The sequence below is a fragment of the Burkholderia sp. JKS000303 genome (assembly GCF_002563755.1).
Lineage (GTDB): Bacteria > Pseudomonadota > Gammaproteobacteria > Burkholderiales > Burkholderiaceae > Burkholderia > Burkholderia anthina_B.
In genome coordinates this window covers 4,594,520-4,620,197 of record NZ_PDBZ01000001.1, presented here as the reverse complement: position 1 = coordinate 4,620,197, position 25,678 = coordinate 4,594,520, and the positions used below count along the sequence as shown (strand labels likewise).

Sequence of the window (25,678 nt, the reverse complement as noted above, 5' to 3'; positions counted from 1 at the left end):
CTACAGTGCATGCAATAGAATGCGGGCGCGTTTGATTTCCTACAATGGAACGACGATGTACGACTTGCTGAAAACCATCGACGACCCGGCGGATTTGCGCCGCCTCGATCGTCGCCAACTCCAACCGCTCGCGGATGAACTGCGTGCGTTCGTGCTCGACAGCGTGTCGAAGACGGGCGGCCATCTGTCGTCCAACCTCGGGACGGTCGAGCTGACGATCGCGTTGCACTACGTGTTCAACACGCCGAACGACCGGATCGTCTGGGACGTGGGTCACCAGACCTACCCGCACAAGATCCTGACGGGTCGCCGCGACCAGATGCATTCGCTGCGCCAGTACGACGGCATCTCGGGTTTCCCGCGTCGCAGCGAATCCGAATACGACACGTTCGGCACCGCACACTCGAGCACGTCGATTTCGGCGGCGCTCGGCATGGCGATCGGCAGCCAGCTGAACGGCGACGACCGCTTCTCGATCGCGGTGATCGGCGACGGTGCGATGACGGCCGGCATGGCGTTCGAGGCGATGAACAACGCGGGCGTGTCGGAAGATGCGAAGCTGCTCGTGATCCTCAACGACAACGACATGTCGATTTCGCCGCCGGTCGGCGCGCTGAATCGCCATCTCGCACGCCTGATGTCGGGCCGCTTCTATGCGGCCGCGCGTGCAGGCGTCGAGCGCGTGCTGAGCGTCGCGCCCCCGGTGCTCGAACTCGCGCGCAAGCTCGAGGAGCATGCGAAGGGCATGGTCGTGCCGGCTACGTTGTTCGAAGAGTTCGGCTTCAACTACATCGGCCCGATCGACGGTCACGATCTCGATTCGCTGATCCCGACGCTGCAGAACATCCGCGAACTGCGCGGTCCGCAGTTCCTGCACGTGGTCACGAAGAAAGGCCAGGGCTACAAGCTCGCCGAAGCCGATCCCGTGCTCTATCACGGCCCCGGCAAGTTCAACCCGGCAGAAGGCATCAAGCCGTCGACCACGCCCGCGAAGAAGACGTACACGCAGGTGTTCGGCGAATGGCTGTGCGACGAAGCCGAGCGCGATTCGCGCGTCGTCGGCATCACGCCCGCGATGCGCGAAGGCTCGGGCATGGTCGAATTCGAGAAGCGCTTCAAGGATCGCTACTACGACGTCGGCATCGCCGAGCAGCACGCGGTGACGTTCGCGGGCGGCCTCGCGACCGAAGGACTGAAGCCTGTCGTCGCGATCTACTCGACGTTCCTGCAGCGTGGGTATGACCAGCTGATCCACGACGTCGCGCTGCAGAACCTGCCGGTCGTGTTCGCGATCGACCGCGCGGGCCTCGTCGGCGCCGACGGCGCGACGCACGCGGGTGCATACGATCTCGCGTTCATGCGCTGCATCCCGAACATGACGATCATGGCTGCTTCCGACGAGAACGAATGCCGTCAGATGCTGCACACGGCGCTGCAGCAGCCGAACCCGACCGCGGTGCGTTATCCGCGCGGCGCGGGCACGGGCGTGGCGACGGTAAAGGAACTCACCGGGATCCCGCTCGGCAAGGGCGAAGTGCGTCGCCGCACGTCGCAGCCGGAAGGCAAGCGCGTCGCGATCCTCGCGTTCGGCACGATGGTCGCGCCGTCGCTCGTGGCGGGCGAAGAGCTCGACGCAACGGTCGCGAACATGCGTTTCGTGAAGCCGGTCGATGCGGCGCTCGTGCGTGAACTCGCCGAGACGCACGACTACCTCGTCACGGTCGAGGAAGGCTGCGTGATGGGCGGTGCGGGCTCGGCCTGCGTCGAAGCCCTGATGGAGAGTGGGGTTATCCGACCCGTAATACAATTGGGCCTCCCTGACCAGTTCATCGATCACGGCGACCCCGCGAAGCTGTTGTCGCAATGCGGCCTCGACGGCGCGGGCATCGCGAAATCGATTCGCGAACGCTTCCTGAGCCCGGCGGCCGATGTCGCCGGTCAGGCGAAGCGCGTCGCGTAAGCTGGCGCCGCCCGCGGGCGGCGTCGGTGCGACTGGTGCAACCGGTCTTCATTGATTCGGAAAACATGGGCCTGCGGGCCCATGTTGCTTTTCCGGCTGCCGCATGACGCGGCGTGCGCGTCGTCGAACGCGCGGCTTACAAGGATTGAACAAGATGAACCAGATGAATCCCGCCTTCGTGATGCCCGACGTGCAGAGCACGGTGGATACCCGCCAGATTCCGATTCAGCGCGTGGGCGTGAAGGCGGTCCGGCATCCGTTGACGGTGTGCACCGAGAGTGGCGACGTGCAGCCGACCGTCGGCGTCTGGAACCTCGACGTGCGCCTGCCTGCCGATCAGAAGGGCACGCACATGTCGCGCTTCGTCGCGCTGCTCGAAGACAACCGCGCGCCGCTGACGGTCGAACGTTTCCGCGCGATGCTCGCATCGATGCTCGAGAAGCTCGAGGCCGAGGCCGGCCGCATCGAAGTCACGTTCCCGTATTTCGTGAACAAGACGGCGCCGGTGTCGGGCGTGCAGAGCCTGCTCGACTATGAGGTGACGCTCGCGGGCGAAAGCCGCAACGGCGAGACGCGCCTGTTCCTGAAGGTGCTCGTGCCGGTGACGAGCCTGTGCCCGTGCTCGAAGAAGATCTCGCAGTACGGCGCGCACAACCAGCGCTCGCACGTGACGATCGACGCCGAGCTCGCGGCCGACCTGCCGGTCGAGGCGCTGATCCGCATCGCGGAAGAAGAGGCGTCGTGCGAGCTGTGGGGCCTGCTGAAGCGTCCGGACGAGAAGTTCGTCACGGAGCGTGCGTACGAAAACCCGAAGTTCGTCGAGGATCTGGTGCGCGACGTTGCGCAGCGTCTCGATGCGGACGCGCGCGTGATCGCGTACGTGCTCGAAGCCGAGAACTTCGAGTCGATCCACAATCACAGCGCGTATGCGCTGATCGAGCGCGACAAGCGCCACGCGGCGTAACGCTGCGTCGATATGCCGCTGCAATGAAAAAGGCCGCTCGAACGAGCGGCCTTTTGCTTGTCTGCGTGTGCCGGTGTGCCGGCGTGGGGCGCGCGTTGTGCCGCTCAGCGTGCGAGCGATGCGAGATCCCAGCGCGGTTTCACCGTGAACGCGTAGTCGGCACTCGCCTGCTCGGGCCAGCGGCCGAGCCGCAGTGCACCGGCGAGCGCGATCATCGCGCCGTTGTCGGTGCAGAGCGCGAGGTCGGGATAGTGCACGGCGAAGCCGCGCTTGGTCGCGGCGGCCGACAGCGCGGCGCGCAGCTGGCGGTTCGCGCCGACGCCGCCGGCGACCACGAGCCGCTTGAGCCTGGTCTGCTTGAGCGCGGCGAGCGACTTCGCGACGAGCACGTCGACGGCCGCGTCGACGAAGCCGCGCGCGAGGTCGGCCTTCGCGCGTTCGAGCGCTTCGCCTTCCAGCTTCGCCGCCTCGAACTTCTTCATCTGCGTGAGCACGGCCGTCTTCAGGCCGCTGAAGCTGAAGTCGAGATCGCCGGAATGCAGCATCGGACGCGGCAGCACGACGGCGCCCGGCGTACCCGTTTCCGCGAGCTTCGATACTTCCGGGCCGCCCGGGTAGCCGAGGCCGATCAGCTTCGCGGTCTTGTCGAACGCTTCGCCGGCCGCGTCGTCGAGCGTCTCGCCGAGCGTCTCGTACACGCCGACGTCGGTCACGCGCATCAGTTGCGTATGGCCGCCCGACACGAGCAGCGCGATGAACGGGAACGGCGGCGGCTCATCGACAAGCAGCGGCGACAGCAGGTGGCCTTCGAGGTGATGGATGCCGACGGTCGGCTTGTTCCACGCGAGCGCGAGCGCATTCGCGATGCTCGCGCCGACCAGCAGTGCGCCGGCGAGGCCGGGGCCCTGCGTGAAGGCGATCGCGTCGATGTCGTCGCGGTGCGTGCCGCTTTGCGCCATCACTTCCTCGAGCAGCGGCAGCGCGCGGCGGATGTGGTCGCGCGATGCGAGCTCGGGCACGACGCCGCCGTATTCGCGATGCATCGCGATCTGCGAATGGAGCGCGTGCGCGAGCAGGCCGCGCTGCGTGTCGTAGAGCGCGAGGCCGGTTTCGTCGCAGGAGCTTTCGATGCCGAGAACGAGCATGGGTGCGGGCAGGGCGCGCCGTATCGGGCGCGCCGCAGGAAGGTCAACGTAACCTGAAATTATAGCAGGCGAGGGCCGGTCGCCGCCGCGGGCGGCCCGGGCCCGAGGCCGGGCAGGTACAATCCGCGCCATGGAAACTTATGATATCGCCGTGATCGGCGCGGGCGCCGCCGGGATGATGAGCGCCGCGGTCGCCGGGCAACTCGGCCGCCGCGTGGTGCTGATCGACCACGCGCCGCGGCTCGCCGAGAAAATCCGCATCTCGGGCGGCGGCCGCTGCAACTTCACGAATCTGTACGCCGGCCCTGACAACTACCTGTCGTCGAATCCGCATTTCGCGCGCTCGGCGCTCGCGCGCTATACGCCGCGCGATTTTCTCGGGCTGCTCAAGCGCCATCACGTCACCTGGCACGAAAAGCACAAGGGCCAGCTCTTTTGCGACCACGGCAGCGACGCGATCATCGACGTACTGAAGCACGAGTGCGACGCGGGCGGCATCGCGTGGCGCCGGCCCGTGGTCGTGGACGCGGTGCGCCACGCGCCGGAGCACGGCTTTACGCTCGACACGCAGCAGGCGGGGCCGATCCGCGCCCGCGCGCTGGTCGTTGCGACGGGCGGCCTGTCGATCCCGAAGATCGGCGCGACGGACTTCGGTTACCGGCTCGCGAAGCAGTTCGGCCACAAGCTCGTCGATACGCGGCCCGCGCTCGTGCCGCTCACGTTCGCGCAGCAGGACTGGGAGCCGTTCGCGGCGCTGTCCGGCGTGTCGCTCGAAGTGCGCGTGTCGACCGGCGACAAGAAGCGCGGCGGCGAATTCGTCGAGGATCTGCTGCTGACCCATCGCGGCCTGTCGGGGCCGGGCATTCTGCAGATCTCCAGCTACTGGCAGTCCGGCGATCCGATCCGCATCGACCTGCTGCCGCAGCGCGACGCGGTGGACGAACTGCTCGACGCGAAGCGCACGTCGAAGCGCCAGATCGGCTCGCTGCTCGCGGACTGGGTGCCGTCGCGTCTCGCGCACGTGTGGCTCGACACGCACCGCGTCGCGGCCGATGCGCGGCTCGCGGATCTGCCCGACAAGACGCTGCGCCAGATCGGCGACGCGCTGTCCGGCTGGACGCTGACGCCGAACGGCACCGAGGGCTACAAGAAGGCCGAGGTGACGAAGGGCGGCGTCGACACGCGCGAACTGTCGTCGGCGACGATGATGAGCGCGCGGGTGCCGGGACTGTTCTTCATCGGCGAAGCCGTGGACGTGACGGGCTGGCTCGGCGGCTACAACTTCCAGTGGGCATGGGCGTCCGGCACGGCAGCCGGGCAGGCGGCGGCGGAGTTCGCGCGCGGCGTCTGACGGCCCGCAGCCGGCCCGTGGGTGACGGGACCCGGCCCTTATGTCTTTGTGCGGTGCTCTGCTATACTCGTAAATCTTCCCTGCAATCCTTTATTCGTGTCGGATCATGACGATCATTCGCGTTAAAGAGAACGAGCCGTTCGAAGTCGCGATGCGCCGCTTCAAGCGCACGATCGAGAAGAACGGTCTGCTGACCGAGCTTCGTGCGCGCGAGTTCTACGAGAAGCCGACCGCCGAGCGCAAGCGCAAGAAGGCTGCTGCAGTGAAGCGTCATTACAAGCGGATCCGCAGCCAGACGTTGCCGAAGAAGCTGTACTGAACGATTGAGCGCCGCACGAGTCACCAAGCGGCGCACCGGCGAATCCGCACGATCGGTCACGATCGCGGGGCGAGTCGCCGATGCCGGATTCGAGCAACCCGCTTGAGACATCGTCCCAAGCGGGTTTTTGTGTTGACGCCTTTTTGCGGGCGTCGAGGCCACATTTCCATCCCGGGTGCAAGATGAGTTTGAAAGAGCAGATCAGCGAAGACATGAAGACCGCGATGCGCGCGAAGGATAGCGAGCGTCTGGCGACGATTCGCCTGCTGATGGCCGCGATCAAGCAACGCGAAGTCGACGATCGCGTGACCCTCGACGACGCGGGTATCACGGCCGTGATCGACAAGATGATCAAGCAGCGCAAGGATTCGATCAGCCAGTTCGAGGCCGCGGGCCGCGACGATCTCGTCGCGAAGGAACAGGCCGAACTGACCGTGCTGGGCGCGTACATGCCCGCGCAGCTGTCGGACGCCGAAGTGGCCGCCGAAGTCCAGGCCGCGGTCGCGGCAACGGGCGCAGCAGGCCCGCAGGATATGGGCAAGGTGATGGGCGTGCTGAAGGGCAAGCTCGCCGGCCGCGCCGACATGACGGCCGTTTCCGCGCAGGTCAAGGCCGCGCTTTCGAAGTAACTCCCGCTTCCCGGCGCGTCGCATGCGCGTGCGCCGGGGTGTCGTATTGTCTTTTTTTCGCTCGATCCCACGGTGATTCCGCATTCGTTCCTGCAGGATTTGCTGAACCGCGTCGATATCGTCGACGTGGTGGGCCGGTACGTGCAGCTCAAGAAGGGCGGCGCGAACTTCATGGGGCTGTGCCCGTTCCACAACGAGAAGAGCCCGTCGTTTACCGTCAGCCCGACCAAGCAGTTCTATCACTGCTTCGGCTGCGGCGCGCACGGCACGGCGATCGGCTTCCTGATGGAGCATGCCGGCCTCACGTTCCCGGAAGCGGTCCAGGAGCTTGCACAATCGGTCGGGTTGACCGTGCCGCACGAGCCGTCGATGCGCGGTGGGGGCGGAGGCGGTGGCGATTATCCGGCGCCCGTGTCGAAGTCGGTCGCGACTGCGCTGTCCGACGTGATGTCGGCCGCGTGCGACTACTACCGCAAGCAATTGCGCGGCGCGACCGTCGCGATCCAGTATCTGAAGAACCGGGGCCTGACCGGCGAGATCGCCGCGCGCTTCGGGCTCGGCTATGCGCCGGACGGCTGGCAGAACCTCGAAACCGCGTTCCCGGACTACCGTGACGATTCGCTCGTCGAATCGGGGCTCGTGATCGTCAGCGAGAAGACCGACGGGCAAGGTGTCGCGCGACGCTATGACCGGTTCCGCGAGCGAATCATGTTCCCGATCCGCAACGTGAAGGGGCAGGTGATCGGGTTCGGCGGCCGCGTGCTCGGCAGCGGCGAGCCGAAGTACCTGAACTCGCCCGAAACGCCGCTGTTCAACAAGGGCAGCGAACTGTACGGGCTGTTCGAGGCGCGTCTCGCGATTCGCGAGCGCAAGTACGTGCTGGTCGTCGAAGGCTACATGGACGTCGTCGCGCTCGCGCAGCTCGGTTTCCCGAATGCGGTCGCGACGCTCGGCACGGCATGCACGCCGATTCACGTGCAGAAGCTGCTTCGACAGACCGACACGGTCATCTTCAGCTTCGACGGCGACTCGGCCGGCCGGCGTGCGGCACGCCGCGCACTCGAGGCGTGTCTGCCGCATGCGGCGGACAACCGGACGATCCGATTCCTTTTCCTGCCGTCCGAGCATGATCCGGACAGCTACGTACGTGAATTCGGTGCGGATGCGTTCTCCGAGCAGGTCGAGCGCGCAATGCCGTTGTCACAATTTCTGTTGAACGAAGCAATTGCCGGCAAGGCGCTCGATCAGCCGGAAGGCCGCGCGAAGGCGCTGTTCGATGCGAAGCCGCTGCTCCAGGCGCTGCCGGCGAACGCGTTGCGTGCGCAGATCATGCACATGTTCGCCGACCGGCTCGATATCCCGTTCGAGGAAGTGGCCGGGCTGTCCGACGTCGATGCGCGGATCGCTGCGCCGCCGCGCCAGGCGCCCGCGCGCAGCGAACGGCGACGCGTGACCGACAGCGAAAAGCGGGCATTGCGCACGCTCGTCATGCATCCGCGGATCGCGTCGCAACTCGACGACGATCAGATTGCGACCCTGCGCGCGCTGCCGCGCATCGGCGAGTTGTTCGCGGAGGTCGTCGATCATGCGCGCGCGCTGGGCGACGGCGCCGAGTTCCGGCTGCTGTCGGATGTCTTGCGGACGTCCTCGAATGGGGCGACTTACGAGGAAATCTTCCGCGAAATTCTGGACTATGATGAAAACGTCCGCGACTTGCTGTTACAGAATCCGGAAGACGAGACGGTGCCCGAGCGGCAGCGTGAACAGGAACGGATCGCGGGAGAGGAGCTGCAGGCAGCGGTGCTCAAGATGCGCTATGACGCTTGCTGCGACCGGCTCGACAGGCTGGCGCGGCAATCCACTTTCACACCCGAGGAACTGGCCGAATTGACGGAATTGAACCAGCAGCGAACCGACATGAAGCGTCGGCTCGGGCTGTAGGCGGCCGGGGCGCCAGGAGAGGGCTCCCCAGCGTGCTATAATATAAGGTTTCCAGCGGTTTGTTTTCTAAGCAGAGGCGAAATTCGCGATGGCAAAGACGACAGGCGGAAAGAAAGCAACAGGCAAGGGCTCGACGGAGCCGACCACGAAGGTCACAGCGGCCAAGTCTGCTTCTTCCACCAGGACAACGTCTTCAGCCACGTCAGCCCCTGCAGGAAAAAAAACCGCGGCCGGCACTGCTCAGGCTGCGCCGGCGCCGGCAGCCAGAACACGGGCTGCCGCCAGACCCGACTCCGGGCCGGCCCAGCCGGCGGCGAAGCGGGCAAGTGCGAAAAGCGCAAGGGACACGACTGCCGCCGCGGACGAAACGGCAGTACGTACTACTCATGCACCAACGGTTCAACCGGCTGTCGTCCAGCAGCCGCGAGTCGATATAGCCGGTACGGCGAACTCCATGACCAAAAAGCTGAACGAAGTATCCGTCGATGACGACGCAAATCAGAGCGACGAGCAGCCCGCAGCCGTGGCTGCTCCGGGCAAATCCAAGGTGCGCGATCGTCGCGCCAAGGAAAAGGCGCTGCTGAAGGAAGCGTTCGCGACGAGCACGCCCGGCACGGCCGAGGAGCTCGAAGAGCGCCGCGTGAAATTGCGCGCGCTGATCAAGCTCGGCAAGGAGCGCGGCTTCCTCACGTATGCCGAAATCAACGACCACCTGCCGGACAACTTCACCGAGACCGAAGCCCTCGAAGGCATCATCGGCACGTTCAACGACATGGGCGTGGCGGTTTACGAGCAGGCGCCGGACGCGGAAACGCTGCTCCTGAACGACAACGCGCCGGCCGCGTCGTCGGACGATGAAGTCGAAGAGGAGGCGGAAGTCGCGCTGTCCACCGTCGATTCGGAATTCGGTCGCACGACCGATCCGGTCCGGATGTACATGCGTGAAATGGGCACGGTCGAGCTGCTCACGCGCGAAGGCGAAATCGAGATCGCGAAGCGGATCGAGGACGGCCTGCGCCACATGGTGATGGCCATCTCCGCGTGCCCGACGACGATCGCCGACATCCTCGCGATGGCGGAGCGCGTCGCGAACGAAGAGATCCGCGTCGACGAGCTCGTCGACGGCCTGCTCGATCCGAATGCTTCGGAATCCGCCGATACGGACGGTTTCTCCGCGAAGGAAGCGGAAGCGATCGAGAACGAGGACGAGGAAGCCGAAGAGGAAGAGGAAGAAGAGGAAGAAGAGGAGGACGACGGTGCCGCGCAGGCATCGGCCAACGCCGCTCAACTCGAAGCCCTCAAGCGTGCATCGCTCGACAAGTTCTCGCAGATCAGCGAGTGGTTCGACAAGATGCGCCGCGCGTTCGAGAAGGAAGGCTACAAGTCGAAGGCCTACCTGAAGGCGCAGGAAACGATCCAGACCGAACTGATGACGATCCGCTTCACCGCGCGTACCGTCGAGCGTCTGTGCGACACGCTGCGTGCGCAAGTGGACGAAGTGCGTCAGGTCGAGCGTCAGATCCTGCACATCGTCGTCGACAAGTGCGGCATGCCGCGTTCGGAATTCATCGCGCGCTTCCCCGGCAGCGAGACGGATCTCGACTGGTCCGAGAAGGTCATGGCCGAAGGTCATTCGTACAGCGCGGTGCTGTCGCGTAACGTTCCGGCGATCCGCGAACAGCAGCAGCGTCTGCTCGACCTGCAGGCGCGCGTCGTGCTGCCGCTGAAGGATCTGAAGGAAACCAACCGCCAGATGGCGGCCGGCGAACTGAAGGCGCGTCAGGCGAAGCGCGAAATGACCGAGGCGAACCTGCGTCTCGTGATCTCGATCGCGAAGAAGTACACGAACCGCGGCCTGCAGTTCCTCGACCTGATCCAGGAAGGCAACATCGGCCTGATGAAGGCGGTGGACAAGTTCGAATACCGTCGCGGCTACAAGTTCTCGACCTATGCGACGTGGTGGATCCGTCAGGCCATCACGCGCTCGATCGCGGACCAGGCGCGTACGATCCGTATTCCGGTTCACATGATCGAAACGATCAACAAGATGAACCGCATCTCGCGGCAGATCCTGCAGGAAACCGGTCTCGAACCGGATCCGGCAACGCTCGCCGAGAAGATGGAAATGCCGGAAGACAAGATCCGCAAGATCATGAAGATCGCGAAGGAGCCGATCTCGATGGAAACGCCGATCGGTGACGACGACGATTCCCATCTCGGCGACTTCATCGAGGACAACAACACGGTCGCGCCGGCGGATGCCGCGCTGCATGCCAGCATGCGCGACGTCGTGAAGGACGTGCTCGATTCGCTGACGCCGCGCGAGGCGAAGGTGCTGCGGATGCGCTTCGGCATCGAGATGAGCACCGATCACACGCTCGAGGAAGTCGGCAAGCAGTTCGACGTCACCCGCGAGCGGATCCGTCAGATCGAGGCGAAGGCGCTGCGCAAGCTGCGTCACCCGAGCCGTTCCGACAAGCTGAAGTCGTTCCTCGAAGGGAACTGATTTCCAGCGTCTCAGTCGCGAACGCCGCCGGTATCCACGTGATACCGGCGGCGTTTCTCCCCTTTGTCGTCTTTGTTGTTACAATGCCGGCCCGGCCTCGTTGCCGGGGCAGCGTGTAGCACGCTTTGCTTCTCGTCTGGGCCCCTAGCTCATGCTTGGTTAGAGCAGCGAACTCATAATTCGTTGGTGCCGGGTTCGACTCCCGGGGGGCCCACCAGATTCGCTTCCACGGCTGTCCGGGGAAGCCGCGAAACCCGCGATGCCGCAAGGCGTCGCGGGTTTTTCTTTAGTGCGCCGCGTGAATGTGTCGAACGTATTGAACGCGTTCGCGCCGGCGCCGCATGTCGCATCTTCGCCACCGGGGAAACACTGAAAGCATGCCGCCTCGAGATCAATCGAAGTATGCTGTAGCGCGATCCGGCCGCACGCTGATCCGTCGCGCGCGCACCGTGGGCCCGCGCCGCGCTCCGTCCGGCAGCCAGAACAAACACAATCCGACTTCGCCCGACAGTGGGGGGCGGCCAACATGATCATGCTGCGTTCGTGGGGTGCGATTCTGTCGTTGCTGGTGCTTGCCGCGTGCGCGAGCCTGCCGCCGCAGGCCGACCGCGTGCCGACCCATGCCTTCACCGATACCGACAACACGCGCCTCGGCGTGGCCTTTCGTCAGCAGGCGGCCGCTCATCCGGGGCAGGACGCGTTTCATCTGCTGCGCGACCCGGTCGATGCGCTCGATGCGCGCGTGCTGCTCGCCGATCGTGCGGACCGCTCGCTCGACCTCCAGTACTACATCTGGCACGACGATCTGACCGGGCATGAACTTGCGGACGCGATCATGCGCGCGGCCGATCGTGGCGTACGCGTGCGCGTGCTGCTCGACGATCTCGGGACCAACGCGGACGACCGCAAGCTGCTCGAGATCAGTTCGCATCCGAACATCGAGATTCGGCTCTTCAATCCGGTTGCGACACGCCACTTCAAGAAGGTCGGCACGGTGTTCGAATTCGCGCGCGTCAATCGGCGCATGCACAACAAGGCGATGATCGCGGACAACCAGGCGGCGATCATCGGCGGCCGCAATATCGGCGACGAGTATTTCGGCGCATCGTCGATGCTGGAGTTCGGCGATCTCGACGTCGTCGTGCACGGCCCGGTCGTGAACGACATCTCGAACGAATTCGATGCGTTCTGGAATTCGCCGTATGCGTATCCGGTCAACGCGCTGGTCGGGCATGACGCGCCACCGGGCGGACTCGATCAGGAACGCGAACGATTGCGCGATTACCTGCGGGCGATGGAAGACAATCCGTACGTGCTCGAGGCGCGGCACCGGCTCGACCAGATCGTGCATGGCGAGGGCACGGAGCTCTCATGGGGGCATGCAACGCTGCTGTACGACGATCCCGCGAAGATCGCGCGGGCGCCGAAGGACAGCGAAGGGCACCTGATGCCGCAGCTGCGCGCGCTGGCGTTGCGGCCCGAGCACGAGTTGCTGATCGTGTCGCCGTATTTCGTGCCGGGCAAGGACATGGTCGAACGGCTGCATGCGCTCACTGCGCGCGGCGTGCGTGTGACGATCCTGACGAACTCGCTCGCGTCGACCGACGTCGCGGCCGTGCATGCCGGCTACCGGCGCTATCGGCGCGATCTGGTGGAAGCCGGCGTGCGGCTTTACGAGCGCCGGCCGTCCGGCGACAAGAGTATCTCGAAGCAGGTCATCATCGGTTCGTCGCGCGCGTCGTTGCATGCGAAGACGTATGTGTTCGACCGCCAGAGCATCTTCATCGGGTCGATGAATCTCGATCCGCGTTCGCTGAACCTCAACACCGAGATCGGCGTGTATTGCGAGAGTCCGGCGATCGCGTCCGAAGTCGCGACCGACCTGGAGCCGCGGCTCGATCGCATCGCGTGGCGCGTCGAATTGAGGACGGACCCGGCGGGGAAGGGGCAGCTCAAGTGGATGCAGACCGACGCGGACGGGAAGGTGACCGAGCTCGATCACGAGCCGGAAGTGTCCGCGGCGCGGCGGATGGAAGTGTGGTTTCTCGGCTTGTTCCCGATCGAGTCGCAGCTATGAGCGATGACGCGGGCATCCGGCGATGCGTGCTTTCGTTGCCGGATGCCCGCGGTCGGGCGCTACCGAACGAGCCGGTCTCGTGCTTGATGTGCGGACGTCGCCACATGCGCTGACGACACTGCACGCGCGCATGTAGCGGCCGCTACCGTTCACTCGGGACGGTGTTCATGCGGGTCGTGCTGTTGCTGCGGTTGCTCGGAGTGATGCTGCGCAGGCTCGGGTTGTCGTGGCTGCGGTGCTGCGTGTTCCTGCGGTTGCGGCTGGGCATGCGGCTGCATCTCCCTGCGCTGCTGTTGCTGCTGCGCCTCGTTGCGTTGCTGCATCTCGGCCCGTTGTTGCTGTTGCTGCTGAGCCTCGTTGCGCTGCTGCATCTCTGCGCGTTGTTGCTGTTGTTGAGCCTCGTTGCGCTGCTGCATCTCCGCGCGCTGTTGCTGTTGTTGAGCCTCGTTGTGCTGCTGCATCTCCGCGCGTTGTTGCTGCTGTTGAGCCGCGTTGTGCTGCTGCATTTGCTCGCGTTGCTGTTGCTGCTGAGCTTCGTTGTGTTGCTGCATCTCCTCGCGTTGCTGCTGCATCGCGTTGCGTTGTTGCTGTTGCTGCGCTTCGTTGCGCTGCTGCGCCTGCTCCCGTTCCTGCTGCATCGCCTGTTGCGCATGCATCTGGCCGCCGGGTGCCTGCCGACCCGATGCATCGGCATGCGGCGCGTTCTCGCGGTTCTGCTCGAACGCGTTCGGCGCCGGTCGCGCACCGGGGCGTGTGTCGTTCGCGCCGAAGTGCGGCATCGTCATCGGCGCGGCGCCGGGAGACGGCCGCATCGCCTGCTCGCGCGGCGGCTCCGAGCCTGGCCGCATGCCGTTGCGCTCGAACGTATTGTTGTTGGTGACGTTGCCGCCGTAGTTGTTCGTGATGCGCGTGTTGCGGATGTTGGTGACGTTGTTGACCACGGTGGTCGACTTCGTCACGTACGTGGTGTGGTTGTACACCACGGCCGGACGCTGCCAGCCATCGTGCCGGTCCGGGCCGCCCTGATGCGGCGCGCCCCAGTTCATGCCCCACGCGTGCCAGCCCCAGTCGTGGTGCCCGAAGATCGCGGCGCCCACCGCAATGCCGATACCGAACGTGACCACGCCGGCCGCCACGGCTTCGCCGGTGGTGTAGGCGGGCGGCTGGTACACGTAGCCGGGATAGGACGACACCGGTTCGCCATAGACGACGGTCGGGTTGTACGACGGCACGTAGACGACGTCCGGCTGCGCGGGCTCGATCTCGATGGCCTGCTCCGGCGGCGGGATGATGGCCGGGCCGCTGTAGACCACCGGTGCGTCGGCGGACGGCGCATAGTTGGCCGGTGCGGCCGGTGCGACCTGCGTGACGTGCAACTGGCTGCCCGAGCGCAGATGGCCCGATGCCTGCGCCCGCTGGCGCATCACCTGGATCGCATTCATCACGTCGGTCGGATCGTTGTAGTACGCCTGGCCGAGCGCGGTCGTCCACGCCGGGTTCGACGCCATTTGCGCGAGCACCGCGGGGAAGGCGGTCAGCGCCTTGACGGACGGATCCCACGGCTGCGTATCGGCGGCGGTAGCGAGTGCCTGCCCCTTCAGCGACGGATTCTGCCCGACCCAGGTGTTGGCGGCGGCGATCTGGTCCGGGTACGTGGCGCCCGCGAGCACGAGCGCGACGAGCTTGTCCGGAAAGAGCGCGATCGGCGCGACCATCTGGTAGAGCTGGTCGGCGCTCGGCGGCGTATATGCAACTGGCGTCGACGCGGGCTGCGGCGCGGACGCGGCGCCGGTATCGCTCGCCGGCGCGGACGGCGTGGACGCGCTGTCGTTCTTGTTACAGGCCGACAGCCCGAGCAGCGACACGATGAGGGATGACGCAATCAGCGTCCTGACGGGATGACGGGGTGCGGAGGTAGCGTTCATGGCGTTCGTTCGATGTAGGGGAGGCGTAAGCGGGTATACGGGTCACGCGACCGGCTCGAGCACGGTGCCGGCATCGTCCTTCGTGCCTGTTCCGGGGGCATCGGCCGGAGAAGGAGACGGACGGGAAGATCGGGTCTGCATGGTTGTTGTTCCTCGATCGTTTGATATTCAGATAAACGCGCGACGGGTGCGGAAGGTGTCGCCATGTTGTGTAACAGTATGTGAGTGCCTTGCGATTTGAAAGCATCGGGAAGCAATGAACAAACCTGACATGCGAAAAACCCGCGAGGCCGTGAGGCCGTCGCGGGTTTTTCGTTGCGGGCGGGACGGTTCCGGCCGTGGGCCGGAGCGCCGGTTACCGTGCCGTCATCACGCCATCATCGCGCGAAATCCGACGTGCTCTTGATGAACGCGTTCAGCTTCGAGATGTTCACGCTGCCGAAGCCGGTCGTCGCGTCCCAGCCGGCTTTCGCGTTGTAGCCGTAGGTACCGCTGCCGTTGTTGCCGGACGTGACGTCGTGCAGCAGCGCCGCGTTGCTCGGGAAGTACTTGTAGATGCTCGACGCCGGGAAGCCGAGCGCGTTGTTGTTGGCCGATTGCAGACGTGCCCAGATACCCGTGAAGATCGGTGCGGCGAGACTCGTGCCGCCTTCATTGTTCAGGTAGCCCGAGCCCCACAGCGTGTTGGACGTCTGACCGTTCACGACGAGGATCGCGCCGGTGCGCAGGTCGGCGTCGAAGCCGACGTCCGGCAATGCGCGCTTGGTCGATCCGGTGAGGCTCGACGATTGCCACGACGGTGCGGCCTCGTACTTGCTGTAGCCGCCGCCCGTCGACCACACGGTGCCCGGCTGCCAGCTCGGATCGTTCCACACGACTTCGCTGTTGTACGCGTTGGTCGACGTCGTGGTGAACAGCGTCGTGCCGCCCACCGCGATCACGTACGGGGACGTCGCCGGCTCGCTGACCGTGTAGGTCGAGCGCGATGGCGTGCCGCTCGCGCATTCGTACGCGCCGTGGTCGCCGGCCGATACGGAGAAGGTCTGCCCCTGTGCGACGGCCTGCTTGAAGATGGTGTCGTCGGTCGTCTGCGAGCCGGTGCTGTTCGCCGACGATTCGCACACGCCGAGCGACACGTTGATGACCTTCGCGACGTTGTCGCTCACCGCCTTGTTATAGGCGGCGGTGATGGCCGTGAGCGTCATCGACGGCGCCACGTAGAACACGACCTGCTTCACGCTGCCGCCGGCGGCGCCGACGATCGACTGGCTGTCGAGATTCCATTCGACGGTGCCGTCGGTGTCGGTGTACGAGCTGCCGGACGGGCCCGTCTTCACGATGCTGCTGCTGATCGTGCCGAGACCGTTGTTCGCGGCGAACGTGTTGAGGTCGCTGACCGTCTGCGACAGATCGCCTTCGGAGATGATGCCGACCGTGGTCTGCGATGCCGTCGGCGTGCCGTCGCCGCCGTAGATCGACGAGAACTCGGTCGGGTTGTGCGGCACCGCGGATGCGCCCGCCGGGATCGTCAGGTTACTGGTGTTGCCTTGCGGCTTGCTGCCCGCGCCGGTGTGCATCAGTTCGACGTTCTGCAGCCCGAGCACCGCGCCGACGATGCCGCCGATCGCGTTCGGCACCTGCGCGGCATCGGCGTTCGCATAGACGCTGCGGCCGTTGCGGGTGAAGCGCTTGAGCGTCGTGCGGAACCCGGACTTGATCGTGGCCGCGGTGCCGGATGCGGAGACGAGCAGGCGGTTCGGCGCGACCACGATGTCGACGAAGCCGGCCTTGCGCAGGTGCGCGACGACGGCCGCGACCTGCTGGTCGGTCGGCGCGTATTGCGCGGCGAACTGCGCGGGCGTGAGGAACTGCTTGTAGTGCGGCGAGCCCGGCGTGTGCAGGTCGCGCAGGTACTGGTCGAGTTGCGCCTCGTTGCGCAGGTTCAGACCGAGCACGATGTCGACCGTTTCACCGGGCGCCATTTCGGTCGCGGTTGCCGCCGCGGCCGCGGTGCTTGCCGCCGGCGCGCCGGCGGTACTGCTGCTTTCGCCCTGCTGGACGAGCGGCAGGAATCCCTTGGTGCGTGTCTCGGTCCAGCCGGCCGCCGGTGCGGCATGGACGGCCGTCATGCCGAACGTAGCGGCGGCTGCGGCGGCGAAGGCGAGCTTGGCGATGCGGATGTGCTTGTGTTTCTTGTCTGCAACCTGATTCATTTGAATTACCCCTCCGGTTGAACATCGAACGGCACGAACAACAACGGTCGACAGCGGCGCGGGTCGTGCACCGCCGAGATCCGTCGCGCCCGCACGGATGGTGCGGACGCAACGGGGCCTTTCGCCCGACTCGGAAAGACGGTCGTCATCCGAGGGCGAAATGCTGGAATGCGCGGTAACGGGAGGGCTGCGCCGCGACGGGAAGCAGCCGGATGTGACGCAGGCGGGATGGCTAGAGCAACAGCTTCGGTGTCCTGCTCATTCGGTTCGATCCTTCGGCTCGCTGCCGGACGGCAGGTGCCCAATGAAATGCATCGGATGTTGCATGCACCGACGCCAGGAGGATGGGGTCGGCGACGAGAACTTCGTTGCGGCGGAAGCGAAATGCGTGGAGCGGAAGCGGCTGCGTGTCTTGCAATTCGTCAGATTACTTGCATCGGACGGTATCAAGAATGAAAGTCGGGTGTCAAACTTTTTCTGATTATATGAAACAAAATTAAATAGAATAAAGTGAAATGATTTTGAAAATATTGGCGGTGATTTGTAATTTTCAAACCCGGCATTGGATGCAATGGCGGATTGGTTCGCTTGATCATTGACGAATCGATTCGTAATGCGTGAAGCGTTGTCGAGGAATCATTCGAGTCGCCGGTGCTTGTCGTTCGGTGCGGCATGGCCGGTTCGGGCGGAGGCGAGCGTCCGGCGAACCAGCCTGGCGAGATCGATGGCCGCCGCGACCAGTCCGACCGGCAGCATCGTTGCGAGAACGAGATAGGTCGACGCATCGTGATAGATCGCGTCGCGCGGATGATCAACGCAGCCGTGCCAGCCGCCGTCCCGATTTGCCGGTTCCGTGGCGCCGGCCCTGTCGGCTTCCGTGGCCGGATCGAAGTGGCGACACGTCGCGGGCGGTTTGCCGCGCGTCAACCGGCGTTCGTCTGCCACCCGAGCCCGAGGCTCTTCTGCAGCGACACGTAATCCTTGATCAGTTCGGCTTGCCCGGCAATCACGTTCTGCTGCGCGGCGAGCGCTTCGCGCTGCGTATCGAGCAGATCGATCATCGACGCGACGCCCGCGCGATAGCGTTCGTCCATCAGCGTGGCCGAATGCGTGGCCGACGTCTGCACCTTGGTGAGCGCGACGACGTGTTCGCGCTGGTGTCCGTAGCGCTGCAACGACGTGTTCGCGTCCTGCAACGCGCCGAGCACCGCTTTCCGGTAGTTCGCTTCCGCTTCGTCGCGCGACGCTTCGGCGGCGCGCACCGCGCCGCGCGTGCGTCCGAAGTCGAGGATGTTCCATTGCAGGTACGGCGCGCCGACCCACGTGAAGTTCTGCTTGCGGAACAGGTGGCCGGGGTCCGTCGCGCTGAAGCCGAGATCGCCGAGCAGCGTCACTTTCGGGAAGTAGTCTGCAATGTGTTCGCCGATCTGCGCATTGCTCGATGCGAGCCGGCGCTCGGCCGCGCGGATGTCCGGCCGCTGCTTCAGCAGCGTGGCCGGATCGCCGACCGGCACGCTCGCGGGCAGCACCGGCAGCGGCGTGTCCGGCGCCGACAGCGCGGCATCGAGTGCGCCGGGCGCGCGGCCGGTCAGGATGGCCAGCCGGTCGAGCGACTCCGTCACCTGCGCGTCGAGCGGGATCAACGACGCGCGCGTGTTCTCGACCTGCGTCGTCAGGCGCTCGATGTCCGCATCCGCGGCGACGCCGCGCGCGCGGCGCTGCTCGGTGAGTTCGAGCATCTTCTGCTGCAGCTCGGCCGTGCGCTGCGACAGCGCGAGCCGTTGCTGCTGATCGCGCAGGTCGACATACGCGGTTGCCACTTCGGCCGCGATCGACACCTGCGTGTCGGCGAGATCGGCGTCGACTGCTTCCGCCTGCGCGGAGGCGGCTTCGACCGCGCGACGCGTGCCGCCGAACAGGTCGACTTCCCAGGTCGCGTCGAAGCCTGCCGAATACAGTTGCAGCGGACCGGAGCCGCCGAGCGACGGGGACGTGCCGCCCGACTGGTTCGAGCTGTCCGACGGCAGCAGCGAGCCGAGCGCGCTGACGTCCGGCTCGCGCATGCGGATCGCGGCGACGGTGGCCGACGACTTCGGCAACTGGGCCGCGCGCTGTTGCGAGAGCTGCGCGCGCGATGCCCGCAAGCGCGCCTGCGCGGCGTGCAGATCGGGGTTGTGCGCGAGCGCGGCGGCGATCAGGTCGTCGAGCCGGCGATCGTGCAGCGCATGCCACCACGTGCTCGGCGCGGGTGCGGCGGTGTCGACGCCGGATGCCGGCGCGCGCACGAAGGTCGGCGCGTCGGGCGCCGCGGGCGCACCGTGGTAGTCGGGGCCGACCGTACAGCCGGCGAGCAGGCAGGCGGCCGCGCACAGCGTGAGCGCGGGGCGGCGGGGCAGGGAGAAGGGCTTCATCGCGTAAGACGGTTCAATGGCCGGATGACATCGGTTGCGGGCCGCGCGGCGTTTTCAGCAGCAGCGCGAGCGGCACGCACGCAAGCAGCGCGAGGCCCAGCAGGTAGAAGGTTTCGGAGTAGGTCATCACGACGGCCTGGACCTGGATCTGCTGCGCGAGCTGGCCGAGCGCGCGCATGTTCGAATACGCGAGGTCGCCCGTGTGGGCGAACCAGTTCGCCGCGTAGTCCGACAGCCGCTGCTGCCCGATCAGCGAATTGGCCGTCACCGATTCGCGCAGCGCGGCGGCATGGAAGGTCGTGCGCCGGTCGATCACGGTGCCGATGATCGCGAGCCCGATCGAGCCGCCGAGGTTGCGCGCCATGTTGTAGAGCCCGGCCGCATCGCCCGAATCCTCACGCGCGACGGCGGCCATCGACGCCTGGTTCAGCGGCATCATCGCGAGCATCTGCGCGACACCGCGAATCAGTTGCGACCAGATGAAATCGTGGCCGACGCTCTGCGCGGTCAGGCTGATGTCGAGCATGCAGCTCACGCAGAACAGCAGCAGGCCGGAAATCACGAGGATGCGGAAGTCGACCTTGCCGAGCAGGCGCGGCAGGATCGGCATCACGAGAAACGCGGGCAGGCCCGACAGCAGCATGATCGAGCCGGCCTGTTCCGCGTTGTAGCCTGCGACGATCGCGAGGAACTGCGGCAGCAGGTACGACACGCCGTACAGACCGGCGCCCACCGCGGACACGATCACGATCACGCTCGCATAGCGCGGGTTGCGCATCAGCGACAGGCGCATGATCGGCCGCTTTGCGAAACGCTGCGACAGCGCGATCAGGATCATCCCGGCGAGCGACACGTAGCTCAGCGTCACGATCATCTGCGACTCGAACCAGCGTTCGCGCTGGCCTTCCTCGAGCACGACGGTCAGCGAGCTCAGCCCGATCGCGAGGCCCGCGATCCCGAGCCAGTCGGCATTGAAGAAGGTGTGCCATTGCGGCTTGTCAGATGGCAGCCCGAACACCAGCAGCGCCATCAGCAGCAGGCACACCGGCAGGTTCAGGAAGAAGCACCAGCTCCAGCTCACGTTCTCCGCGAGCCAGCCGCCCAGCACGGGGCCGAACAGCGGGCCGAGCAGCACGATCAGGCCGAACAGCGTCATCCCGACCGGCAGTTGCGACAGCGGCAGCCGCGTGCGGATGATCGTTTGCGCGGTCGGGATCAGCGCGCCGCCCGTGAAGCCCTGGCCGATGCGCCCGGCGATCATCATCGCGAGCGAATGCGACCAGCCGCACATCATCGAGAACGCGATGAACAGCGCGGCGTTCGTCAGCAGGAAATTACGCAGTCCGAACACGCGCGTGAGCCATGCGGCGAGCGGGATCATCACGATTTCCGACATCAGGTAGCCGGTCGAGATCCATGTGCCCTCGGTGCCGGTCGCGCCGATTTCGCCCTGGATCTGCGGCAGCGCGGAGTTCGTGATCGAGATGTCGAGCGTCGCCATCAACGCGCCGAGCGCGCCGGCGGCGACCGCGATCCAGTCGGTCACGCTCGCGCGGTCTTCGTGCGGCGGCGCGGGTGGGGTGGTGGCGGCGTCAGCCATGCTGCTTCTCGTTGTCGGCCGAATGCGTGTCGACGTCCACGGTCACGGACAGCCCCGGCAGCAGCAGGCGTTGCACGCGCGCATTCACGGCGAGGCGGATGCGCACCGGCACGCGCTGCACGATCTTCGTGAAGTTGCCGGTCGCGTTCTCGGGCGGCAGCAGCGCGAACTGCGCGCCCGTGCCCGGCGCGAAGCTATCGACGGTGCCGGAGAGCGTGTCGTCCGGCAGCGCGTCGACGTGCAGTTCGACGGGCTGGCCGATGCGCATCCGGCCGATCTGCGTTTCCTTGAAGTTCGCGACGAGGTAGATCGCATCCACCGGCACGACGGTCAGCAGGCGCGTGCCGGGCTGCACGTACTGGCCGACGCGCACCGTGCGGTCGCCGACGCGGCCGTCGAGCGTGCTGCGCACGATCGTGTTGTCGAGATCGAGTTGCGCCTGTGCGGCGCTGGCTTGCGCGGCTTCGAGCTGCGCACGCGCCTGTTGCAACTGCGCGGTAAACGACGCGATCTGCGTGCGGGCGGCAGCAATCGACGCGTGGTTCGCGGCAAGCGTCGCGGCGGCCTGGTCGCGCGTGCTCTTCAGATCGGCGACGCGCTCGTGCGTTTCGGCGCCGGTCGCCGCGAGCGGCGCATAGCGCGCGTATTCGTCGCTCGCATGCCCTGCGTTGATCTGCGACACCTTCGCCTGCGCTTCGGCCTGTTCGAGGTTCGCGCGCTGCTGGCTGATGTCCGCTTCCGCGCGCGCGATGTCGGCGCGGCGCGCGTCGACGGTCGCGGTCGATTGCGCGAGCGCGACCTGGTACTGGCGGACGTCGAGCCGCACGAGCGGATCGCCGGCCTTGACCGTCTGGTTGTCGCGCACGTAGACGTCGGTCACGTAGCCCGCGACCTTCGGCGCGGCCGTCATGTTGTCGGCCTGCAGGTAGGCGTCGTCGGTGCTTTCGATGAAGCGCCCGACCGTCCACCAGCGGCCGAGCCACACGGCGCCGCCGATCGCCGCGAGCACGGCGACGGCGATCAGGATGCGCCGCTTCGAGCCGCCGTTGCGCGGCGATGGTGCGGGTTCCTGACGATCTGCTTTCGACGGCGGGTCTTGCGGCGTTGACATGCGGGCATCCAATTTATTCCGATCGGAAGAATTATTCCAGTTGCTAGAATTGTGTCAAGTAGAATGTCGGGCGATCGAATGACGAGGACGGCATGAACGAAGCGAAGAAGCTGCGGCGCACATCGGCGGTGGGCTACGCGCGCGGCGACGAGACGCGCCAGCGGATCATCGAGGCGGCAATCGAGCTGTTCGGCGAATACGGGTTCGCCGGTGCGTCGACGCGCGACATCGCGGCGAAGGCCGGCGTGAACGCGCCGGCGCTGCAGTACTACTTCGAGAACAAGGAAGGCGTCTACCGCGCGTGCGTCGACGCGATGGCCGAACTCGGCTGGAGCGTGCTGGGCCCGGCGGTCGAGCATGCGCGGGCGGTGCTGGACGCGCATGCGGACGTCGACGCGCTGATCGACGCGTTCATCGGCATCCTTCGCATGCTGGCCGACCGGATGTTCACGGTACCGAAGACGCTGGGCCAGCGGATGTTCTTCGCGCGCGAGCAGGTCGGGCAGGAGCCGGCGAGCGCGACGGAAATCCTGATGAAGCGCGTGCGCAAGCCGCTCAACGACGTCAGCGCCGAGCTGATCGGCCGGATCTCCGGGCGGGCGGCCGACGACCCCGTCACGCGGCTGCGTGCGATGAGCCTGTTCGGGCAACTGACGGTATTCCATCTCGTGCCGCGCTCCACGCTGCAACTGCTCGACTGGGAGAGTTTCGACGGCGAAGGCGGTGCGCTGCTGATGGCGACCATTGCCGATCAGACGCGCGTGCTGCTAGAACACTGGCATGCGCAGCGCGGCGCGGCGGGCGGTGAACAGGCCGTCGGCGCGAAGCCGGCCGTGCGGGCGAACGCATCGAAGCGCGTTCCGCACACAAAGAAGAACGCCGCGCATTGAGCGCGGCGGTCAAGTCGTCAGGAAGGCGATCACGCCGCCGGCATCGGCATGATCAGTCCGGCTTTCGCGCCGGAGCCTGCGTCGGTGCCGCGGGCGGCGGTGGTTCGGCGGCCGGCGTGCCGGTGGTGTGCTCGCCGTTCTCATGGGTATCGTCGTTCCCGGGCCCGGCAGGCCGCGAACCCTGGTCATACGCGACGAGACTGCGCTGCGGATTCGCGATCCGGATCCCGCGTTCGGCGAACATCACCGCGATCCGCCGATTGAATTCGCGCTGCACGCCCCAGCGCGCCGAGTCCTTGCACTGCACTTGCCCCGCCAGCGCGATCGTCGCGCCGTCGACCTGGTCGATGCCCCAGTAGCTGAAGTCCGACAGGATGCCGTTCTGGTAATTCGGGTCTTCGCGCAGCGCGGCGCCGATTTCCTTCAACGTCGCGATAGCGCGATCAATGTCCTGGCCGTACGCGATGCTGACCTTCACGGCCGCGTTGCCGAGCCCGCGATTCGTGTTGTTGACGGTCGTCACCGAGCTGAACGGGATCGTGTACAGCGACCCGTCGCCTGCGCGGAGCCGCACCGTGCGGATCGACAGGTATTCGACCGTGCCGGATACGCCGGCGAGCGTGACCCAGTCGCCCACCTGCATCGCGTTTTCCATCAGCAGAAAGATCCCGGTGATGAAATCCTGCACGAGCTTCTGCGAGCCGAAGCCGAGCGCGACGCCGAAGATGCTCGCGCCGGCGAGCAGCGGGCCGATGTTCACGCCGATTTCGCTGAGGCCCGTCAGCACGACGACGAGCGCGATCATGATGAACAGCAGCGAACGCAGCATCGGCAGCAGCGTGCGCAGCCGCGCGGCCCGCACGAGATTGCCTTCGCGGGTCCACTGCTGCAGGCGCCGCTCGATCGAGATGTTCGCGGCTTCCCACACGATCAGCGCGACGACGGCCGCGATCGCGATCGTCATCAGCGCCGACGCGAGCCGATGGCCGATCGTGCCGCTCTCGAATGCGTTGAAGATCGGCACGCCCCAGATCTGCAGCAGCAGCACGACGGTCACGACCGCGATCACCGCCGACACGATCTGGCGCAGCAGCGGGTAGTAGCGATACGCGTGCAGGTGGACGAGCGTGCGATCGTCGTCGCGCTGCTGGAACAGCCGCGCGAGCGCGCCGAACACGATGATCGACACGATCCGCATGCCGATCATCACGGCGATCGAGCGGCCGCCGAGCGTGATCAGCACGCGATAGCCGTTGTGGACGTCGAGCGCCCACACGAACCACAGCGCCATCACGACGAAGACCGAGACGGGCGCCCACGCGTCCGCGAGCGCATTGCCGATCATCGCGAAGGTGGGGCGGTCCTCGCAGGCCGCGCGGATGCGCGCGGCGACCGGCCGGCGGCACTGCAGGATCAATGCGGAGACCATCAGGTGGCCGACGAGCGCGACGGCCTTCAGCAGCGCGACGTGGCCGGCATCGCTCAGGCCGAAGTTCGCGGCGATCTCGACCGCAGCCGTGCAGGCGCCGACGACGATCGCGATCCGCGCGATCGAGCGTTGCGCGAATGCGGCCCACGCGTCGCTGATGTGCAGCAGCCGCAGCTGCCGCGCATCGGGCTGGAAGAACAGCCGGCTGACGATCGTCACGAGGCGGCAGATCACGTAGATGTCGATCAGCGATTCGAGCGCGCGCTCGACCGGTGTGGCGGTGTTGTCGAGGACCGACATCGTCAGGCTCGCGACGCCGACGAACACCAGCAGTGGCACGACCCGCAACGCGAGGCCGACCAGCGCGCGCGGCATCCGGCGCAGCAGGGTGGTGTGGCGGCGCGCGTGGCCGCGGCCTTGCGATGACGAGTGGGTCGCATCCTGCGTGCCGGGCTGGCCGGCGGAGTCAGGTGGCGCGGGCTCCGGCGCGATGTCGTCGTCGGGCTCGGGCGATTCGGCTTCGCTGCGTCGCGACGCCTCGGCGCGACGCGCGGTGAGTGCGGCCAGCGCGCGCCGCAGCAGCCGCTTCGCGAACCATTCGACGGCGAACGCGGGCACGAGCACGGCGAGGATGATCAAGATCGCGTGCATGAGGTCCGCGCGTTCGTCGGCGCGGACCAGCCGTTCGTGCCACCAGCTTCCGACCGAGCCGACATCGAGCAGCGAGTGTAGCGACTCGTTCAGTGCGCCGCCGATTTCCGCCGCCCAGTGCGATCCCTGCCGGACGACCATCGACGCGAGCCCGTTCGTCGTGAGCGTGGCGGGGGCCGCCGCCGACGACGCGGCACTGGCCGCGGTTGCGCTGCTTGCGGGAACCGCGGGCGTGCTCAACACGCCGACGGCCGCGATCGCACGCAAGGTCGTCTCGACCTGTTCGCGTTCGCGCGGGTTCTGCAGCACGGAGAGCGCCTGCTGCGCCTGTTGCGGCGTCAGCGCGGGCGTGGCGCCGGAGGCAGCCGAGGCGGCGGCCGGGGCAGGGGTGGCCGCGTGAGCGGTCGATACGACGGCGGCGAGCAGCCAGCCGAGCAGGAAAAGTCGCATGAGTAGGCATGCGGGCGCGCTTTGACACGCGACCCGCCGGTCTGGACGATGGGCGGAAGTTAACATGATCGCGATCGGGGCCGAATAGTTCCGTCGATGCATATTC

17 protein-coding genes and 1 tRNA gene are annotated in these 25,678 nt (G+C 66.3%); 10 read left to right on the top strand and 8 right to left on the bottom strand.

Annotation, left to right across the window (positions count from 1 at the left end):
• The first annotated feature begins 55 nt into the window (after window positions 1-55).
• Together dxs and folE2 are read left to right on the top strand one after the other, a co-directional pair.
• The gene (dxs, locus tag BX604_RS21615) at window positions 56-1,960 is read left to right on the top strand and encodes a 1-deoxy-D-xylulose-5-phosphate synthase (protein ID WP_098552572.1); all 1,905 of its coding nucleotides are present in this window, start codon (window positions 56-58) and stop codon (window positions 1,958-1,960) included.
• A 154-nt stretch (window positions 1,961-2,114) separates the two neighbouring features.
• Window positions 2,115-2,924, top strand: coding sequence for a GTP cyclohydrolase FolE2 (gene folE2, locus BX604_RS21610; RefSeq protein WP_096504073.1), 810 nt, complete (start codon window positions 2,115-2,117; stop codon window positions 2,922-2,924).
• A gap of 104 nt (window positions 2,925-3,028) precedes the next feature.
• Here the strand turns inward: folE2 and tsaD are convergent, their stop codons facing one another.
• Window positions 3,029-4,069 carry a tRNA (adenosine(37)-N6)-threonylcarbamoyltransferase complex transferase subunit TsaD gene (gene tsaD, locus BX604_RS21605; RefSeq protein ID WP_098552571.1) on the bottom strand — a complete coding sequence of 347 codons (1,041 nt, stop codon included), beginning with the start codon at window positions 4,067-4,069 and terminating at the stop codon, window positions 3,029-3,031.
• Window positions 4,070-4,190: 121 nt separating this feature from the next.
• On the opposite strand from tsaD, the gene BX604_RS21600 reads away from it, so the two are divergent.
• From BX604_RS21600 to BX604_RS21565, 7 genes are all read left to right on the top strand, one after another.
• Window positions 4,191-5,420: an NAD(P)/FAD-dependent oxidoreductase gene (locus BX604_RS21600; protein ID WP_373562428.1), complete on the top strand. Its 1,230-nt coding sequence runs from the start codon at window positions 4,191-4,193 to the stop codon at window positions 5,418-5,420.
• Between the two features lie 106 nt (window positions 5,421-5,526).
• Complete coding sequence (gene rpsU / locus BX604_RS21595) at window positions 5,527-5,739, top strand: 30S ribosomal protein S21 (RefSeq protein ID WP_006479415.1); 213 nt, start codon at window positions 5,527-5,529, stop codon at window positions 5,737-5,739.
• Between the two features lie 182 nt (window positions 5,740-5,921).
• Complete coding sequence (locus tag BX604_RS21590; RefSeq protein ID WP_098552569.1) at window positions 5,922-6,368, top strand: GatB/YqeY domain-containing protein; 447 nt, start codon at window positions 5,922-5,924, stop codon at window positions 6,366-6,368.
• Window positions 6,369-6,440: 72 nt separating this feature from the next.
• On the top strand, window positions 6,441-8,309 hold the full coding sequence (gene dnaG / locus BX604_RS21585; protein ID WP_098552568.1) for a DNA primase: 1,869 nt from the start codon (window positions 6,441-6,443) through the stop codon (window positions 8,307-8,309).
• A gap of 88 nt (window positions 8,310-8,397) precedes the next feature.
• Window positions 8,398-10,815 (top strand): RNA polymerase sigma factor RpoD, encoded by a 2,418-nt coding sequence (gene rpoD, locus BX604_RS21580; protein WP_098552567.1) that lies wholly within the window; start codon window positions 8,398-8,400, stop codon window positions 10,813-10,815.
• 138 nt (window positions 10,816-10,953) lie between these two features.
• Window positions 10,954-11,032, top strand: a tRNA-Ile gene (locus tag BX604_RS21575).
• A 309-nt stretch (window positions 11,033-11,341) separates the two neighbouring features.
• On the top strand, window positions 11,342-12,892 hold the full coding sequence (locus BX604_RS21565; RefSeq protein ID WP_098552566.1) for a phospholipase D family protein: 1,551 nt from the start codon (window positions 11,342-11,344) through the stop codon (window positions 12,890-12,892).
• Between the two features lie 149 nt (window positions 12,893-13,041).
• Here BX604_RS21565 and BX604_RS21560 read toward each other — a convergent pair whose 3' ends face one another.
• The 6 genes from BX604_RS21560 to BX604_RS21535 all read right to left on the bottom strand — a co-directional run bounded on the left by BX604_RS21560 (window position 13,042) and on the right by BX604_RS21535 (window position 22,152).
• Window positions 13,042-14,817 (bottom strand): DUF3300 domain-containing protein, encoded by a 1,776-nt coding sequence (locus BX604_RS21560; protein ID WP_098552565.1) that lies wholly within the window; start codon window positions 14,815-14,817, stop codon window positions 13,042-13,044.
• A gap of 377 nt (window positions 14,818-15,194) precedes the next feature.
• On the bottom strand, window positions 15,195-17,030 hold the full coding sequence (locus tag BX604_RS21555) for a S53 family peptidase (protein WP_098552564.1): 1,836 nt from the start codon (window positions 17,028-17,030) through the stop codon (window positions 15,195-15,197).
• A 636-nt stretch (window positions 17,031-17,666) separates the two neighbouring features.
• Entirely contained in the window at window positions 17,667-17,957 is a 291-nt protein-coding gene (locus BX604_RS21550) for a hypothetical protein (protein ID WP_143748068.1), read from the bottom strand.
• Window positions 17,954-19,441 (bottom strand): efflux transporter outer membrane subunit, encoded by a 1,488-nt coding sequence (locus BX604_RS21545; RefSeq protein WP_098552562.1) that lies wholly within the window; start codon window positions 19,439-19,441, stop codon window positions 17,954-17,956. Before BX604_RS21545 ends, BX604_RS21550 begins: the two co-directional genes overlap by 4 nt.
• 13 nt (window positions 19,442-19,454) lie before the next feature.
• Window positions 19,455-21,041 (bottom strand): DHA2 family efflux MFS transporter permease subunit, encoded by a 1,587-nt coding sequence (locus BX604_RS21540; protein ID WP_098552561.1) that lies wholly within the window; start codon window positions 21,039-21,041, stop codon window positions 19,455-19,457.
• On the bottom strand, window positions 21,034-22,152 hold the full coding sequence (locus BX604_RS21535; RefSeq protein WP_098552560.1) for an HlyD family secretion protein: 1,119 nt from the start codon (window positions 22,150-22,152) through the stop codon (window positions 21,034-21,036). Before BX604_RS21535 ends, BX604_RS21540 begins: the two co-directional genes overlap by 8 nt.
• Before the next feature lie 92 nt (window positions 22,153-22,244).
• On the opposite strand from BX604_RS21535, the gene BX604_RS21530 reads away from it, so the two are divergent.
• Window positions 22,245-23,042, top strand: a complete 798-nt coding sequence (locus BX604_RS21530) for a CerR family C-terminal domain-containing protein (protein WP_098552559.1) — start codon at window positions 22,245-22,247, stop codon at window positions 23,040-23,042.
• A 52-nt stretch (window positions 23,043-23,094) separates the two neighbouring features.
• On the opposite strand, the gene BX604_RS21525 is transcribed toward BX604_RS21530, so the two are convergent.
• Entirely contained in the window at window positions 23,095-25,572 is a 2,478-nt protein-coding gene (locus BX604_RS21525; protein ID WP_098552558.1) for a mechanosensitive ion channel family protein, read from the bottom strand.
• Window positions 25,573-25,678 lie beyond the last annotated feature (106 nt).